10 protein-coding genes are annotated in these 16,811 nt (G+C 39.0%); all 10 read left to right on the forward strand.

What is annotated here, in order from left to right:
* The first annotated feature begins 16 nt into the window (after positions 1-16).
* From pgsB to ABIL69_01655, 10 genes are read left to right on the forward strand one after another with little or no spacing between them, the layout of a single operon-like run.
* On the forward strand, positions 17-1,243 hold the full coding sequence (pgsB, locus tag ABIL69_01610) for a poly-gamma-glutamate synthase PgsB (protein MEO0122687.1): 1,227 nt from the start codon (positions 17-19) through the stop codon (positions 1,241-1,243).
* Positions 1,240-1,689 (forward strand): poly-gamma-glutamate biosynthesis protein PgsC, encoded by a 450-nt coding sequence (gene pgsC, locus ABIL69_01615; GenBank protein ID MEO0122688.1) that lies wholly within the window; start codon positions 1,240-1,242, stop codon positions 1,687-1,689. Before pgsB ends, pgsC begins: the two co-directional genes overlap by 4 nt.
* A gap of 2 nt (positions 1,690-1,691) precedes the next feature.
* The gene (gene pgsW, locus ABIL69_01620) at positions 1,692-2,771 is read left to right on the forward strand and encodes a poly-gamma-glutamate system protein (protein MEO0122689.1); all 1,080 of its coding nucleotides are present in this window, start codon (positions 1,692-1,694) and stop codon (positions 2,769-2,771) included.
* Positions 2,764-3,585, forward strand: coding sequence for a hypothetical protein (locus ABIL69_01625; protein MEO0122690.1), 822 nt, complete (start codon positions 2,764-2,766; stop codon positions 3,583-3,585). The genes pgsW and ABIL69_01625 overlap by 8 nt, the downstream gene beginning before the upstream one ends.
* Positions 3,582-4,547 (forward strand): hypothetical protein, encoded by a 966-nt coding sequence (locus ABIL69_01630; protein ID MEO0122691.1) that lies wholly within the window; start codon positions 3,582-3,584, stop codon positions 4,545-4,547. The genes ABIL69_01625 and ABIL69_01630 overlap by 4 nt, the downstream gene beginning before the upstream one ends.
* Before the next feature lie 45 nt (positions 4,548-4,592).
* Positions 4,593-5,564, forward strand: coding sequence for a hypothetical protein (locus ABIL69_01635; GenBank protein MEO0122692.1), 972 nt, complete (start codon positions 4,593-4,595; stop codon positions 5,562-5,564).
* Entirely contained in the window at positions 5,561-9,028 is a 3,468-nt protein-coding gene (locus ABIL69_01640) for a C25 family cysteine peptidase (protein MEO0122693.1), read from the forward strand. Before ABIL69_01635 ends, ABIL69_01640 begins: the two co-directional genes overlap by 4 nt.
* A 59-nt stretch (positions 9,029-9,087) precedes the next feature.
* Positions 9,088-10,413, forward strand: coding sequence for a YCF48-related protein (locus ABIL69_01645; protein ID MEO0122694.1), 1,326 nt, complete (start codon positions 9,088-9,090; stop codon positions 10,411-10,413).
* 7 nt (positions 10,414-10,420) lie between these two features.
* Positions 10,421-13,489 (forward strand): C25 family cysteine peptidase, encoded by a 3,069-nt coding sequence (locus ABIL69_01650; GenBank protein MEO0122695.1) that lies wholly within the window; start codon positions 10,421-10,423, stop codon positions 13,487-13,489.
* A 19-nt stretch (positions 13,490-13,508) separates the two neighbouring features.
* Positions 13,509-16,733 carry a T9SS type A sorting domain-containing protein gene (locus ABIL69_01655; GenBank protein ID MEO0122696.1) on the forward strand — a complete coding sequence of 1,075 codons (3,225 nt, stop codon included), beginning with the start codon at positions 13,509-13,511 and terminating at the stop codon, positions 16,731-16,733.
* Positions 16,734-16,811: the final 78 nt, after the last annotated feature.

Here is a 16,811-nt window from a genome sequence, read left to right on the forward strand (position 1 = left end):
CTGACTAAACTTAAGTGTGGTTTTCGATTACGGTATATTTCTTTTATTTTCCCTTTTGATTCTATTTATTGTAATCGGCAGAATTGAATGGGTAAATCATACCCGGAACATAAATGCCATTCCTTTGCGCATTGTCGTCAACGGGACAAGAGGAAAATCCACAGTAACAAGACTGCTCGGTGCGGCATTAAAGGCAGGAGGTTATAAGACCCTTGCCAAAACAACAGGGACAAAACCGAGGATTGTGATTGACAACAAAGTTGAAAAACCAGTAATAAGACCGGGTAGAGCCAATATACACGAACAACTATCCATAACGAGAAAAGCAGTCCAGGAAAAAGTAGATGCCATTGTTTTTGAAAATATGTCTTTAAGACCTGACCTGCAATGGGTTGAAGAAAGTAAGATAATATCCCCTCAGATCGTGGTGATCACAAATGTGCGGGCTGACCATCTTGAAGTAATGGGTCCCACCTTAGAGGACATTGCAAAAAATTTTATAAATGCAGTACCACAAAAAGCAAAGGTGTTCACCGGTGAAAAAGTTTTATTTCCCTTATTAGAGAAACTGGCTAAAAAACGCGGACTTGAGATTTATCTTAGTAACGAGAATGAGGTTACAGATGAAGACTTGCATCCTTTTCCTTATTTTGAACATCGCGAAAATATAGCGTTGGTTTTAAATGTGTGTAGCCACTTAGGAATTAAAAAAGAAAAAGCCCTTGCTGAAATGTATAATTATATCCCGGATTCTGGTGTATTAAAAAAATATGAACTAAATATCGGGGGCAAAAATATTTTGCTTTATAATGCCCTTGCTGCAAATGACCCGGACTCTACTTATTTTATATATGAAAGAATTAATAAACCCGAAAAAAATTTTTATATTCTTGCCAATTGCCGGGCAGACCGTATTGACCGTTCGGTCCAATTGGGTATACTTATCAGCACAAAGATTAAGGCTGACTATTATTTTTTAACCGGTGGTGAGACCCGTATTTTATATCGCTCGGCAATAAAAAATGGTATGGACAGAGAAAAGTTAATTGACCTAGGCAATAGAGATGTTGAATCGGTTTATGAGAAAGTAAGCGAAATTATCAATGATAACGGAGTGATACTTGCGATTGGGAATATCGTTGGATATGGTGAAAGATTGATTGCGCACTTTGTTCAAAAAAGTAATCCGCGGCATTCCGTGTTGCCATCCACGCCCTCCCGCGGAATTGCGGAGCAGAAATGATTGTCATCGCTGTCGGCTTAGGGATGATGCTAAATCTCCTGCTAACCGAGACAATCGGCCTTGCTGCGGGCGGTATTGTTGTTCCCGGCTATATCGCCCTGAATCTACATAAACCCGATATGGTCATAAGCACCGTAGTTATAGCATTAATAACTTATCTTCTGTTATATCTTTTATCCCGTTTTATTTTACTTTATGGCAGAAGACTACTAATAGTATCCATTATCATCGGTTATCTGCTTGGATACCTGACAAGAGTATACCCTTCAATTTCACTTGAGACGCTGAAACTTGATATAACAACTATTGGATTTGTTGTTCCGGGTCTGATCGCATACTGGATGCAGAGACAGGGCATTATAGAAACAATCAGCACAATGATAATTGCAGCGGTGATTGTAAGACTGATATTGATAATCCTGACTGGAGGTGCAATATTGCCATAAAATTGAGGAGCGGTAAATTACCAAATTATATCCTTATCTCTGTCACAATTATTTCTTTAATATTCATATTCTTAACACTTTATTATAAAACGAAACATTATGCTCCATATTACCAGGAAAAAATAGAGAGCGCCCGTTTAACAAAGGCTTTGTTTGAAAAAATAAAACAAGAAAAATTAAAAAAAGGTTTGATAATAGATCCAATCAATGACCCAAATCAAACCGGATTGATTGGATTAGAGCATTCACCAATTACAAGCGAACCCGGTGATCTAAATGCTAAACTAACCACAACGAATCCCAACATTTCCGCAGTAATTATTGAGTTATTCAAAAAATGCCACTTGAATGATGGAGAAGTTGTCGCTGTTTCTTTCAGTGGCTCTTTTCCCGCCTTGAATCTCGCGGTTCTTTCTGCAATCCAGACCTTAAATTTAAAACCCATTATCATCACTTCTGTAAGTTCTTCAATGTGGGGTGCAAATATTCCTGAATTTACTTATCTTGATATGGAAAAATTTTTATTTCAGAATGGTCTTTTAAAATTTCGTTCGGTTGCTGCTTCCCTGGGAGGTATTGATGACATTGGTAGAGGATTGAGCCCAGAAGGTAGAAAAATCCTTGAAACAGCAATAGAAAGAAATGAAATTATGGAATTGAAATCAAAAGACCTTGAAGAGGCGATAGAAAAAAGATTCAGATTATATTACGAAATTGCTGGTGAAGAAAAAATTTCCTGTTTTATAAATATCGGGGGCGGTGCAACTGCACTCGCAGGATACGAATTACCTACAGGAATTTTAGACCCATTGAAATATTCTTTCCATCAAGGGCTTGCTGGCAGGTTTCTTAAAAACGGCGTAAAGGTGATAAATATCAACAACATTGGAACCTTGACGAGGCGTTATGAACTTCCCATTGCACCGATACCCCTCCCGGAAATTGGCGAAGGGAAATTATATTATGAAAAACGTTATTCGGTCATTCTCTCCACAATCTTTTTTGTCATCCTCAGTTTGATAATCTTTGTGGTCTTGAGAATTGATATTGATTATTACATCAGGAGGCATAAAAATGATTAATATTATTTTATTTTTTGTCCTGAATCAGGTTGTAAACATTTCGCCAATGAATGAAGTTAAAATAAAAATCCAGACACAAAAAGAAGAATCTTATTATGTTCTGACCAAAAAGCAACCATTAGAGATAAAAGTCTCGGGTCCTACCTGGCTCCGGGTCTATACAAGAATTCCCTGGTCGGGTGAGAAAAAAGGTACAAAATTATACAAATTAATTCTACAGGAAGATGACATTAAAGAAAAATTTATTACCCTGGAGAGCGAGTATTCAAAAGTATCCCGTATTGATAATATTAGATTGAGTAAATGGCGTTCTTTTTATATAAATGTCCCAGAAGGAAACCACTCATACCGTTTTATTCACTGGCGTGCACCAGGTGATACAATCTTTTTGAAGTTTACAAATGAATCACCCGGTAAATGGCAGGATATTACACCTTTGTCTTATAATGCAAAATTAGAACTTGTTGAAGATGAGAAAATAATTAATTACTTTGAAGCAACCAGAGAAAAACCAGTTGTATTAGAAATAGAAGGACCAAAGAAATTAAAAATAATCTCGCGTTTGAATTTAACAGCAGATATCAAGGGCGAGCAAATATATTCTATCAATATCAAAGAAAAAGGTAAAACAATAAAGTCCATCAATTATCGTGCTTACCCCTCAGAGACAGTGCACTATAACAACCGTCCCGGCACATTACCTTCAAATCCGCACGTTTTTTTTCTCAATGTTCGTAAGGGGCTACATCGTTATGAATTTTATATTGAAAATTGGACTGAATGCGGTTTAAGGTTTCTCATTGAATCAAAATGAGTATACTGCTGTTTCTGTTTACTACATTTGATTATTCAATCAAAACAAATCTTGATTTTGCCTATGATGATAACATTTTTGAATACTCCCAAAAATATCTTGGAGAATTCATAAAAGGAGTAAACCCCGAACGTTTCCCATTTGAAACCTATGATGATTTATATACAAACTATGGACTGGATTTATTGATTCGGAATAAATTCATCGGTCAACATACAACAACCTTCAATTTCAGTTTCACCGGATATAACTATTTTGTAAATAGTCAAAAAAATTATTCCGTCATTTCAACTGGAATAAGACAATCCTTTGGTGATTTCGCCATCAGGTTCGGGTATCTGATAATGCCCGGATATTTAATTCGTTATTACCGTGACCCACTTGGAACAAAATATATTGGTTGCGAATTTACCGAGCATTTATTCACCATTAAAACAAATCTGAAATTAAGTTCATTAGATTTAGGCGCGGTCTTTGCCTATGAGATTGATGATTACATTGAAAATTTTAATATATATGATTCAAAGGCAATTAGAATTGCGCCTTTTTTTGATTTTTCACTATTCAGGACTATGGATTTTAAGTTTAACTACGAGTTCAAATCTTCTGATGCAAGGGGTCCGGTACCTGATATCTCTTATGCCCAGCACCGGTTCGGTTTAAAACCGAACCTAAAAATGAATTTCCCCAGATTCTCAAAACTCGGTTTTGAATATCAATTTAAATACCGAATTTTTACGACCGAGGTCTCCCCTATTCTTGATACACCACATAGCGGTCGGTTGGATATCACCCAGAAATTGAAATTTTCTTATGAATTCCCCATTTTTACAGGACTAAATTTTTCTTTGAATTATACCTATGAGTTTCGCATCTCACAATCTGAAGTCTATCAGGACATAGGCGATTATAAAAATTACAATAAATGGAGTGCGGGCTGTGGTTTGGAATTTTTCTATTAAGTGTAGGGCAGGGCTTCAGCCTTGCAGAACTAATATGGAGAGCGTATGAAAAAAATAAAAATTTTTTTACTGCCATTAATTTTAATCTTAACCTGCCGCCATCCCCAGGTGGACACACATAATCTGGTAATTGTAAGTCAGTGTAAACTCCCAGGATACTCGGTAAATATAGATATCAAAGGAAGTTATGCATACATTGCCAATGACCAGGGTGGTTTGCAAATTGTTGATATATCAAATCCCGAATCAACCTATGTTGTGGGTCATTATTTTCACCAGACAAATATCCAGGGTGTAGCAGTGAGAGATAGTTTTGCTTATCTTGCGCTTGCGGCCGGGCCACCGAATAATGGTGGGATGCTAATTGTAAATATTTCAGACCCAGCGAATCCTTCTTTTGTGGGACAGGATAACTGGTTTTACGGATATAATGTCTTTTCACCGCCCAATGATTCAAAGTATGTATATATTGCCGCAAGATACTGGTTCATTGTTGAAGATGTCTCCTGGCCTCAGTATCCAAGTTATGCACGGAGATTTGCCACGCCCGGAAATGTTCACAGTCTATTTATCGTTGACTCTTTGGCATATTTGGCTTGCGAACAGATGGGTTTAATTATCTATAATTTAAAAAATCCGGATAGCACCGCCAAGATTGGAGAAATTGACACACCTTCTAATGCCAGAGATGTCTTTGTAATTGATGATTTTGCTTACATTGCTGATGGTTATGATGGGCTGGTCCTGATTGATGTATCAAATCCTTACAAACCAGCATTCGTCAGCAGTTATGATACGCCTGGGTATGCCCAGGGCATATTTGTAGAAAATGACCTCGCCTATTTAGCAGATGGCAGCGGTGGCTTAAAGGTGATTGATGTATCAAACCCCGAGAATTTAGAAGTGTATGCAGAATTAAAAACACCCTATGCCTATAATGTCTATGTAAAGAATGGGTTGATATACCTTGTTGACAGGGACCTCGGAATGGTTATAATTAAAGAGGAAAATCAATGATTACTCTATCCTTGCTTCTCTTATCCGCATTAAATAGTCTTGATATTCAGATTGTTAACCGAACAGAAAACTCAATCCAGCTGAAAATCCCTTTTGCCGACAAGATATTGGAACCAGTGAATATAGGATTTATAATCGCCCCCGAGTATCCAGTGTATGAATGTTTGGAAACAGGAAGTAACAATCCTGTGGAGATTGGTCCACCGGTGACACTAAAGGATTATAATCTTTATCCGGTGATTCTCAATCCGGTCGCAGGGATTAAAGAATTTAATTTAGAAATTCACTTTTCCAAATATCAAGATATCAAACTTCCCCATAGCCATGCCCGGGTTTTCAAAAATTTAATTCTCAATTACGAATACAATCCTGAAACAAAACCCCAGGGACTTTTGATTATCACACCCAATTCATTTTATAATGCAGTTTTACCCCTTGCGGATTGGAAGGAAAAAAAGGGCTGGAAGGTCACGGTGGCAAAATTATCGGAAACCGGCAATACAGCAACTGCGATAAAAAATTATATCACAAATGCGTATTACAACTGGAATCCACCACCAGAATATGTTATCCTTGTCGGTGATAAGGATAGTGTTCCATGTTTCACCGTCTCTTCAAATCCCACTGACCATCCCTATACAACGATAAAAGGCAACGACTTCCTTTCTGATTTTTTTATTGGCAGGTTATCTGTCGCCAATATAAACGATTTAAATACCGTGATTGCAAAAATCGTTAATTATGAAAGAAATCCTTATACTACAGATACCCTGTGGTTCAAAAGGACACTGATGGTTGCCGGTAATTATCCTGACAATCAAATGACAACACCAATTCTGACCAAACGCTGGGTGCGCGAGAAATTTTTGAATAGTGGATATTATCAGGTGGACACGGTTTTTTATCCACCAGTTTCCAACGGCGTTACTGCCATCACCAATTCAGTTAACCAGGGTGTAACCTTTGTAAATTATCGCGGTGGTATTGCTTCCTGGTCAGGATGGGACCGACCGAGTTTTTATAACACAGATGTGATTGGACTTTCCAATGGCTGGAAATTACCCGTAATAACAAGCATTGTCTGTTTAACCGGCAATTTCAATGCCGAACCCTGTTTTGGGGAAACCTGGTTAAGGGCAGGTAATCCTTCAACTCCAAAAGGTGCGGTTGCGTTCTTTGGTGCATCACCACCCACAACCCATTCAAGGTGGAACAATTGCCTTGACTTTGGAATCTATCGCGGATTATTGATTGATAGCATTTATTATTTGGGGCCTATGACATATCGTGGAAAAATGGAAGTTTATGTGAACTTCCCATTAGAAACCTCTCCAGATTCTGGAAGTGAATTCTATTTCAATGCTTATAATCTTTTGGGCGACCCTTCGCTTGAGGTCTGGACCGATGTGCCAAGAAGTTTCATTGTCAATCATCAACCAACAATTCCTGTTGGAACAAATCAATTTTCGGTCCAGGTTTTAAATTCTTCTTCCCAACCTGTAGAAGGGGCAATGGTGAGTCTTTATAAAAAGAATGAAACCAAGGAAGTAGAATTCACTGGTGCTAACGGCATTGCAAATTTTCAGATTACTGCAAACACTCCTGATACGCTCTTTGTGACCGTAACAAAGCATAATTTCAAACCTTATTGTGGTTATGCAATGGTAAATAACTCTGCAGTCTATGTTGGATACTACAATCATACGATAAGTGACCCCGGCGGTAATAATAACGGTGAGATAAATCCCGGAGAAACTATTAACCTAACAATAACCCTGAAGAATTTCGGCAATTCAACGACCGCAACGAATGTGAATGCCATACTAACCACAAACGACCCATTTATTACCGTTATAGATTCAATAAAAAATTATGGAACAATTGCCCCGGGGGCGACGGCAAATTCATCACCCTTTGTCTTTGGTGTTTCACAAAACATTAAAAATAATCATACAATTAAATTCAATATTTCAATTAGTTCTTCCCAGGGCAACTGGAATTCAGTGCTCTGGCTCAATGCAAAGGCAGCAGAATTTGAGTATCAAAGATGTCAAATCTTAGACGGCGGTAATGGTATACTTGAACCAGGCGAAACCTCGGAGCTGACAATTTCAATAAAAAATATTGGTGGACTTATTGGAACAAATCTCCAAGGAGTTTTACGGTCATTAAATCCCGGTGTATCAGTCATTGACTCAAATGGTTCCTTCAGCAGTATTCCGGTTGGCGACTCAGCAACAAATTCTGGCGATGTATTCCGGATAACCGCCTCTCCCCAACTTGCCCCGGGCCATGAAATAAAATTTTTAACTATCTTATCTGAAGGCAGTTGGATAAGAGATACCGTTGTATTTTCTATTATAATTGGCGTTGTGGCATCCAACAAACCCACCGGACCAGACCGCTATGGCTATTATGTCTATGATAACACTGATACCGGATATCCCGAAGCCCCAACTTATGAATGGGTTGAAATTGACCCGGATTTGGGAGGCCCGGGCACAATTTTGGGCCTGTTAAATGATGAGACAAAAACAATTGCACTCCCATTTAATTTTAAATATTACGGGAATAATTACAATAGAATCAGTATCTGCTCCAACGGCTACATTGCCATGGATTCCACCTGGATTGCCGATATGTATAACTGGCATATCTTCGGTGCGGGCGGTCCACCCTTGCTCATTGCACCGTTCTGGGATGATTTAGACCCGAATGCGACCGACTCCAGCGGTAATATCTGTTATTATTATGACGCCTCAAATCATAGATTTATAATTGAGTGGTCGAGGGTTCAACACCTCCACAATCCAACTGCACCGACACCTGCAGAGTTACAGACATTTGAAATAGTTTTATATGATCCGATTTTTTATCCCACCCAGACCGGTGATGGTGAGATACTATTCCAATATAAGAAGATAAATAACGACGATTACTGGCATAATTATGCCACGGTTGGAATACGGGATTACTATCATATAAATGGCCTTGAATATACCTACGCCAATCAATATCCAGCCTCTGCGGCAATACTTGAAAATAATCGGGCAATCAAATTTACCACCGACCCACCGGATCCATTCCCGGGCATAGAAGAAAACTCAAATTCGCAATCTACAATCCGAAATCCGAAATTAGAGGTCTATCCCAATCCATTCAAAAATCACTGCGTGATTAAATTCCAAATCCCAAATCCCAATGACCAAACAAATTCCAATTCCCAAATCCCAAACCATTTTGCAATCCGCAATCCGAAATCCGAAATTTCTTTAAAGATCTACGATGTTGCCGGTCGGGCTGTTAAATCTTTTAATCCTGAATCCTGTATCCTGAATCATGCATCAGGTATCATCTGGTCTGGTGATGATGATACTGGTCGCAAATTGCCTTCGGGTATCTATTTTATTGAACTCAAAACCCAAAATTACAATGTGGTTCAAAAAGTAATTTTATTAGAATGAGAATGCTTATTTTAGCGTCCAGTTTTAACTGTACAAAAATACAAACGAAAGGAGAGCCTATGAAAATTAAATATATGGCGTTGTTTCTTATTCTTTGCAATGTACTGTTCGCCTATCAAAATTTTCATGGGTGTTGTTTAGCACCCGACAATCAGACTGGCTGGGTTGTCACACTTGATTCCATTATTGTACTAAAAACAACCGACGGCGGTGCACACTGGTTTGAACAGTCAAATAATGCGGCAGCAAGGAAATTCTTTGATATCACCTGCCGTGATAATCTCAAAGCCTGGACCTGTGGTATTCTTGGAGAAATTACACACACAAATAATGGCGGGCAGACTTGGACCCATCAGGTTCAGGGGCTGGCAAAATATGCTACAAGAATTGAATTTATTGATGATACATTGGGATGGGTAGTATGTGGAGACGGTGTCGTAGGCAGAACAACCGATGGTGGCGCATACTGGGAGCAGATATTCACACCCTGGGCACAGGCAGAACTTTATGGTGTTTCATTTGCTAATGCCTATGAGGGATGGGTTGTTTCAGGATGGCCTGACAGTCTTGACACAGGGCAAGGTTTAATCATTCACACAACGGATGGTGGGTTTAATTGGAATTTACAATATTTCAGTTCTGTCTATGAAGATTTTTTTGATGTCCATTTTTTTAATGTTAACATAGGCATAGTGGTCGGTGGTAATGAACAAAATTATTCACCAATAATCTGGAAAACCATTGATGGAGGATATATCTGGACCCCAATTACTGCACCAGCAAATGCATATTATCTCCGTGCCCTTGATTTTGTAGATGATTTAAATGGCTGGGCAGTCGGGAGATTTGGTACAATAATCCACACAACTGATGGTGGAAATACCTGGAATTTTCAGACAAATCCTGCCACCACAACCTTGTTTGATGTGGATTTCTCTGATACACAACATGGAATTGCCTGCGGTCAGGGGATAATTTTGTACACAACGAATGGTGGAAATACCTGGAATACTGGTACAGGAATAGAAGAATCTTCAAATTCGCAATCCGCAATCCGAAATCCGAAATTTGAAATCTATCCCAATCCATTCAAAAATCACTGCCTAATTAAATTCCAAATCCCAGATCCCAATGATCAAAAAAATTCCAATTCCCAAATTCCAAACAAATCCGAAATCCGCAATCCGAAATCCGAAATTTCTTTAAAGATCTACGATGTTTCCGGTCGTCTGGTTAAATCATTTAACCATTTAACCAATTACCAATCTTCAATTATTTGGTCTGGTGATGATGACCTTGGTCGCAACCTACCCGCAGGTGTTTATTTAATAGAATTTGAATCTGGCAACCACGCAGCAATGGAGCAAGTAATTCTTATAGATTAGGAGAAAAATGAAAAAAATAATTTTGGTCTTAATAATCTTTGGGTTATATTATGTTGTTGCACAAGAAATTGGTGCAAAATATTTGATTATTACCCATGATAATTTTTATGATGCAATCCTCCCCTATGCCCAATGGAAACATAAAATGGGATTGTGCACAAAGATTGTCAGGGTCCCTTCAGAACTTGCCCAGAATGCTACAATAATTAGAAATTATATCGTTAATGCCTATAATACCTGGCAGATAAAGCCGGAATTTCTTTTGATCGTTGGTGCGCCCAATTATATTCCCTGGTCGATGACTTCACCATACAGTGATAACAATTATACAAATATGAACACCGATATTTACAATGAAATCCTTTCAGGAAGACTTACGGTTCACAATATAACCGAAGCCCAGACCGTTGTGAATAAACTGCTTTTATATGAACGTCATCCGGACACAACCAATACTGGATGGTTCATTAACGCCTGTTTGATCGTCCGCGAAGATTACGAACAATACAGCGATTCAATCTACTGGAGTGACATAAGGCATGCCAAAAGATTGATGAATGAAAATGATTTTAATATTATTGACACCCTCTCCCGTGCGCTCGGCAACAGTTCAAGTGATGTAATCAACAGAGTAAATCAGGGTAGGGGGTTTGTTTTATACCGGGGGCAGGGTGTTGGCAACTGGTGGAACCCGTTCGCGGTTGACCCCGACCAGACTCAGAATAGTGCAAGACTACCTATTGTTCTTTCAATAACCTGTCAGACAATCGGAACTGGTTCGTCTCCTGCCACTGCTGAAAAATGGTTGCTCACTGGAACACCAACAACGCCCCGTGGTGGGGCAGGATATTTTGCCACGACAACGATTGTCACTCATGGGGCGAATTTAAGAAGTGCAGTATGTAAAGGATTCTTTGACGCACTTTTTGCTGAAAAAAAGAATAGATTTGGTGAGGCGTGTGAAAATGGCAGAAAAAGAGTCTATCAAATGTACGGAGACCAGCAGGAATATCGCGGATTTACGACACTCGGTGATCCGGCAATGCAGTTATGGACTGCAAAACCTATGTATATTAATGTTTCACACGATTCTATCATTTATACCGGGAGAGAAGATACATTAAATATCACAGTGGAATATCAGGGAACACCAGTTGAATCTGCTTTTGTTTGTATTGTGCTGGATACATTAATATATGAGACAGGATATACTAATTCAAATGGCGAAACCTTTTTTATCGTCAATCCATCATTACCCGGAATAATGTATATAACAGTCACAGGCAGGAATCTTTATCCCTATGAAGGAACGATTCCGGTAATTACGGGTAATGTCCACCTCAATTATATTTCATATTCGTTTAATGATTCACTGGGAAATGCCAATGATACAATCAACGCAAACGAAACAATACTTCTATGGGCAAAGATTAAAAATATCGGATATTCTCCTGCTCATAATGTCAAAGCACTTTTGAAAACCGCTGATACAACAATTCAAATCAATGATAGTATTTCTCTTTATGGCGAAGTAATTCCCATGACTGAGCAAAATGGGTTAAATCCCTTTGTCTTTTCGGTTTCTCCGCATGCCCATTCTCACTCTATCCCTTTTGAAATTATATTGACCGATGCACAAGGGGATACATTCATCCATAATTTTTCAGTACCGATTTTAAGTAAAGAGATTGGCCCTGTCGGGCCCGACCCTTATGGCTATTACATTTATGATGATACTGATACATTGACGGGTAATGCACCAATTTACGAATGGTTTGAAATTGCACCCCCAGGACCCGGATTAGTTGTCAGTGAAATAACAGATGAGGATGCTGATACAGTGACATACAATCTTCCTTTCACATTTAAATTCTATGGAATTAATTATAATTCTATTGGTCTATGCTCCAATGGATTTTTAGAATTGGGCACATCCACACACCGATTTGGCAGCAACACAGCAATTCCATTACCCGGTGGCCCAAAGAGAATGCTCGCACCCTTCTGGGACGACCTTGATTTGAGACCCGCACCCACTGGTAATGGCGAAGTCTATTATCACAACGATACGACAAATCACAGATGGATTGTAGAATATAAAAATTGTGCCCATTATGGTAATACATCAACCCTTGAAACTTTCCAGACGATTCTACTTGACCCCCAGTATTATCCAACGCCGACCGGAGATGGCGAAGTGCTATTCTTTTATAACACAGTCTCAAATGCTGGAGAAAATAGTGTGGGTATTGAAGACGAAACTGAAACCCGCGGTTTGCAGTATCTTTTCAATGGTAGTTATAACCCAAACGCAGCACCCATTCAAAATGGCAGGGCTTTGTTGATCACCACCAAACCACCAACAAGTCAGCATTCCCCCTGGATCAATCTTACCAATTATACGATAAATGATTCGTTGGGCGGTAACAATAACGGCATCCCCGAGCCTGGAGAAACGATTGAATTGACAATTTATATAAGAAATGGCGGTGACACACTCGTTTCAAATGTAAATGGTATTTTAAACACAAATTCAATGAGCGTTTCTTTAATTGATACGATTGCTGATTTTGGAGATATTGATATTGGACAGGTTGTTAACAATAGTTCAAATCCTTATATCTTGCAAATTACAGAAAATCCAGCTGATACCCTGGTCGGATTGATTATTCATTTTTCAGGCAATGATGGAAATTACAGCACCAGTGCCTATTTAACTTTAAAGATTCATTCTGAAGTCAAGATTGAAGAAGGTTCAAATTCGCAATCCGCAATCCGAAATCCGAAATTAGAGGTCTATCCCAATCCATTCAAAAATCACTGCGTAATTAAATTCCAAATCCCAAACAAATCCGAAATCCGAATTCCGAAATCCGAAATTTCTTTAAAGATCTACGATGTTTCCGGTCGGGTTGTTAAATCTTTTAATCCTGAATCCTGTATCCTGAATCATGCATCAGGTATCACCTGGTCTGGTGATGATGATATGGGTCGCAAACTTCCTTCAGGCGTATATTTTATTGATTTTAAATCCGACGAAATAAAAGAAATGAAAAAAGTTATTATGTTGAGATAATTTAGGAGAAGGGGGAATCATGAAAAAGTTTTTGGAATTATCATTAATTTTTGCAATCCCTTTTTTCATATCGGGTGAGGGAATTACCGGAATAAAAAGATTAAAATATGTTGATCCATATGATGTCCAGATGACATCGTATCAAGAATGGTCAGCAAAAATTACAAAAGAATCTTTCAAAATAGGCAAGGCTTACCAGAGTAAAATAAAAGATTCTCGTTTGCCAATGTTTGATATTGTCGTATATGCTCCTCTTTATCCAAACATCATTGATTCATTAAATACTTACATCACCGACCTTGAGACAGAAAATTATAATGTTCGTGTTGATACGATTCGCGGCTGGCAGGCACCACAATTGAGGAATCATCTTGCATCACTAATAGATAGCCAGCTCGTTGGTGCGGTATTCATTGGTAATGTTCCTATCGCTTGGTATGAATATGAATCGACCGAAGGGCGCGAGGAATTTCCGATTGAATTATATTTTATGGATCTAAACGGAACCTGGGTTGATGCGGATAATGATGGTCTTTTTGACAATCATACCGGTAACAAAGCACCTGAAATCTATGTCGGTAGAATCTATGCCAACCCTGTGACCTGGGGAAACGAAATATGGCTTGTTAATAATTATCTTTCAAAAATCCATAAATACCGGAACATTGGCTATGCGATCCCTAAAAAAGCACTTGCTTATGTAGATGATGACTGGTATAGTTTTAATAACTGTAGTTTGAATCTCCTTTATGATACCGTGGTCGTTATTCGACAATACAATACTACAACTGCTGCTGACTTTCGTACACGCCTTGACGACCCCTACGAATGGGTGCAAATCTGCAGTCATTCTTCGCCCTGGGGTAATACATTTAAAAATACATCTGGCTATGCAGGTACAGTCTTCAATTTTGAATTATGGTTTGCTGACCCTCCATTTCTATTCTTGAACTTATTTCAGTGTGCAGGAACAAGATTTATTGAAGAAAATTCAGAAGGCAGCATTTATATTTTTAATACAACAAACGGACTTTTATCAATCGGTTCAACAAAAGTTGGAAGCATGCTAAATTTTGATGGATTCTATGGACCGCTAAATACAGGAATTTCAATCGGGCAGGCATTCAAACAATGGTTTACCCAATATGGTATTAATGATGTGGATTGGTTCTATGGAATGTGTATTTTAGGAGACCCAACTTTAAAGCCAAAACGAACAGGATTGCAAATGGTGAGTCAAAATAACAAATATTATCCATTGGAAACTTCTCTAAACTGGTCAAATCCTGCCCCGATTGATACCCATCCTGAAACCGATGCCTTTGTCACCAATACCATAGACGGTCAAGGAAGATTATGGACAGCCTGGGTGACCGGGCGTTCAGTAACAAACGGCAGAACCGAAATCTGCGCGTCATATTATGCAAATGGAAGTTGGACACAGGCACAGATTGTGCGACCATATCTTTACTGGGATTTTTTCCCTTCAATGTCAACTGACCTCCTGGGAAATCCATACCTAACCTGGCAAAGGGCTTATGGAAGGAATTACGATGTCTTTGGCAGCGTCTACATAGGAAACCAGTGGGGTACCGAAGAACAATTAAGTTCTAAAGCATCAAATGATATGTATCCGGCAATGACCAGGGATGGTGATGGTAGATTATGGGTTTGCCTTGAACGATGGACACATTTGAATGGTGATATCTATTGCCGTTATTTTGACGGGACTACCTGGCAGCCAATGTTTGCAGTAACGGTAGATTCAGCCAATGATTATCGGCCCGCAATGGCAACCGACAGCAATGGAATTGCCTGGGTAACCTGGTGTAGTGAACGTTATCAATACAATAGGAATATATATGTAAAGCGTTACAATCCAACTTCAGGAAGTTGGGAAGGGTTATACAGAATCACAGGTAATCCTGCCCAGGATCAGGACCCGAAGATTGCGGTCTCGGGCGATGGCACGATCTGGGTTGTATGGACGACCTGGCGGAATGGTAATACCGATATTTACGAAAGCCATTACAATGGTTCAACCTGGTCTAATGCCCGAGCAGTAGTTGCTGACCCAAATCGCGATGAACACCCTGTGCTCGTTGTTGATAGAGATGGCTATCTCTGGTGTATCTGGCAATCCAACAGAACCGGTGATTGGGAAATATGGGCAAAATATTATAAAAATGGTGCCTGGGGAGATTCTATGGTGATAAGCAATAATCAAGCCCGGGATATATTCCCCAGTGCGATAGCAGACGACTCAGGATATATATGGGTTTTCTGGCAATCAGATAGAAGAGGAAATTGGGATATCTTTTACAGCAAACTTCTATCTGACCTTGTTGAACCCCAGGTCACTGTGATTACACCTAACGGCGGAGAAATCTGGAATATAGGACAAACTTATACAATCCGCTGGTCTGCCCAGGACAATGTAGCAGTTGATTCTGCTGTCATTGAATATTCAACAAATAACGGTAACAGCTGGAGTTATATAGCTACTTCATTTGGCAATGATTCAACTTATCTCTGGACAATACCACCCACCCCGTCAACGCGTTGTCTTGTCCGCATCCGTGCGTTTGACAGAAATAATAATATTGGAATTGATGTATCTAATGCAACCTTCACGATCTACGACCCTGTATCACCTTTAGTCAATGTGCTCATTCCTAATGGTGGTGAAATATGGTACTGGAATGAATTACATCAGATTCGTTGGAATTCGAGTGATAATATCGGTATAGACAGTTTGAACATCTATCTTTCCATTGACAGCGGTCTAACCTATCCGTACCGCATTTCTCATTTCAATACCAATGATTCTATTTATAACTGGACTATTCCCACGGTAAACTCTAATAAGTGCTTAATTAAGGTGCTTGCCTATGACCGTTCTGCAAACATCGGTTATGATGTGAGTGATAATTGTTTTACAATCGGTGCGGTCGGCGTTGAAGAAAATAACACGCAGCCTACACAGTTTTTTATAAATCTTTTTTCTCCTAATCCTTATGGCGTCGGACCACTGATTCAGTTAGCAATTCCTGTTCCGACATCGGTAACACTGAATCTCTACGATATAACGGGCAAATGTGTTTATTCAATTGCAAATGAAATCGTTTCGCCTGGCTATCTCTACTACGACCTCGGGAAAGAAGAATTATCTGCGGGTATTTACTTCATTTCGGTCAAAACGAAAGAATTTTCAATCGTAAGAAAAATTGTTATTCTGAAATGATTAGATTGACCTTCTTGTTATCATTCATCTTGCATCTTGTATCCGGTGTATTCTTAATTGACCCTCGCTATCACACAT

It is taken from the genome of candidate division WOR-3 bacterium, assembly GCA_039802005.1.
Lineage (GTDB): Bacteria > Hydrothermota > Tepidihabitantia > SM23-42 > JAOAFX01 > JAOAFX01.

What these genes read in the sequence shown, in the direction of transcription:
- pgsC (MEO0122688.1), top strand. Translation starts at nt 1,240, where the DNA reads ATGATTGTCATCGCTGTCGGCTTAGGGATGATGCTAAATCTCCTGCTA.
- ABIL69_01635 (MEO0122692.1), top strand. Translation starts at nt 4,593, where the DNA reads ATGAAAAAAATAAAAATTTTTTTACTGCCATTAATTTTAATCTTAACC.
- ABIL69_01655 (MEO0122696.1), top strand. Translation starts at nt 13,509, where the DNA reads ATGAAAAAGTTTTTGGAATTATCATTAATTTTTGCAATCCCTTTTTTC.
- ABIL69_01625 (MEO0122690.1), top strand. Translation starts at nt 2,764, where the DNA reads ATGATTAATATTATTTTATTTTTTGTCCTGAATCAGGTTGTAAACATT.
- ABIL69_01650 (MEO0122695.1), top strand. Translation starts at nt 10,421, where the DNA reads ATGAAAAAAATAATTTTGGTCTTAATAATCTTTGGGTTATATTATGTT.
- ABIL69_01645 (MEO0122694.1), top strand. Translation starts at nt 9,088, where the DNA reads ATGAAAATTAAATATATGGCGTTGTTTCTTATTCTTTGCAATGTACTG.
- ABIL69_01640 (MEO0122693.1), top strand. Translation starts at nt 5,561, where the DNA reads ATGATTACTCTATCCTTGCTTCTCTTATCCGCATTAAATAGTCTTGAT.
- ABIL69_01630 (MEO0122691.1), top strand. Translation starts at nt 3,582, where the DNA reads ATGAGTATACTGCTGTTTCTGTTTACTACATTTGATTATTCAATCAAA.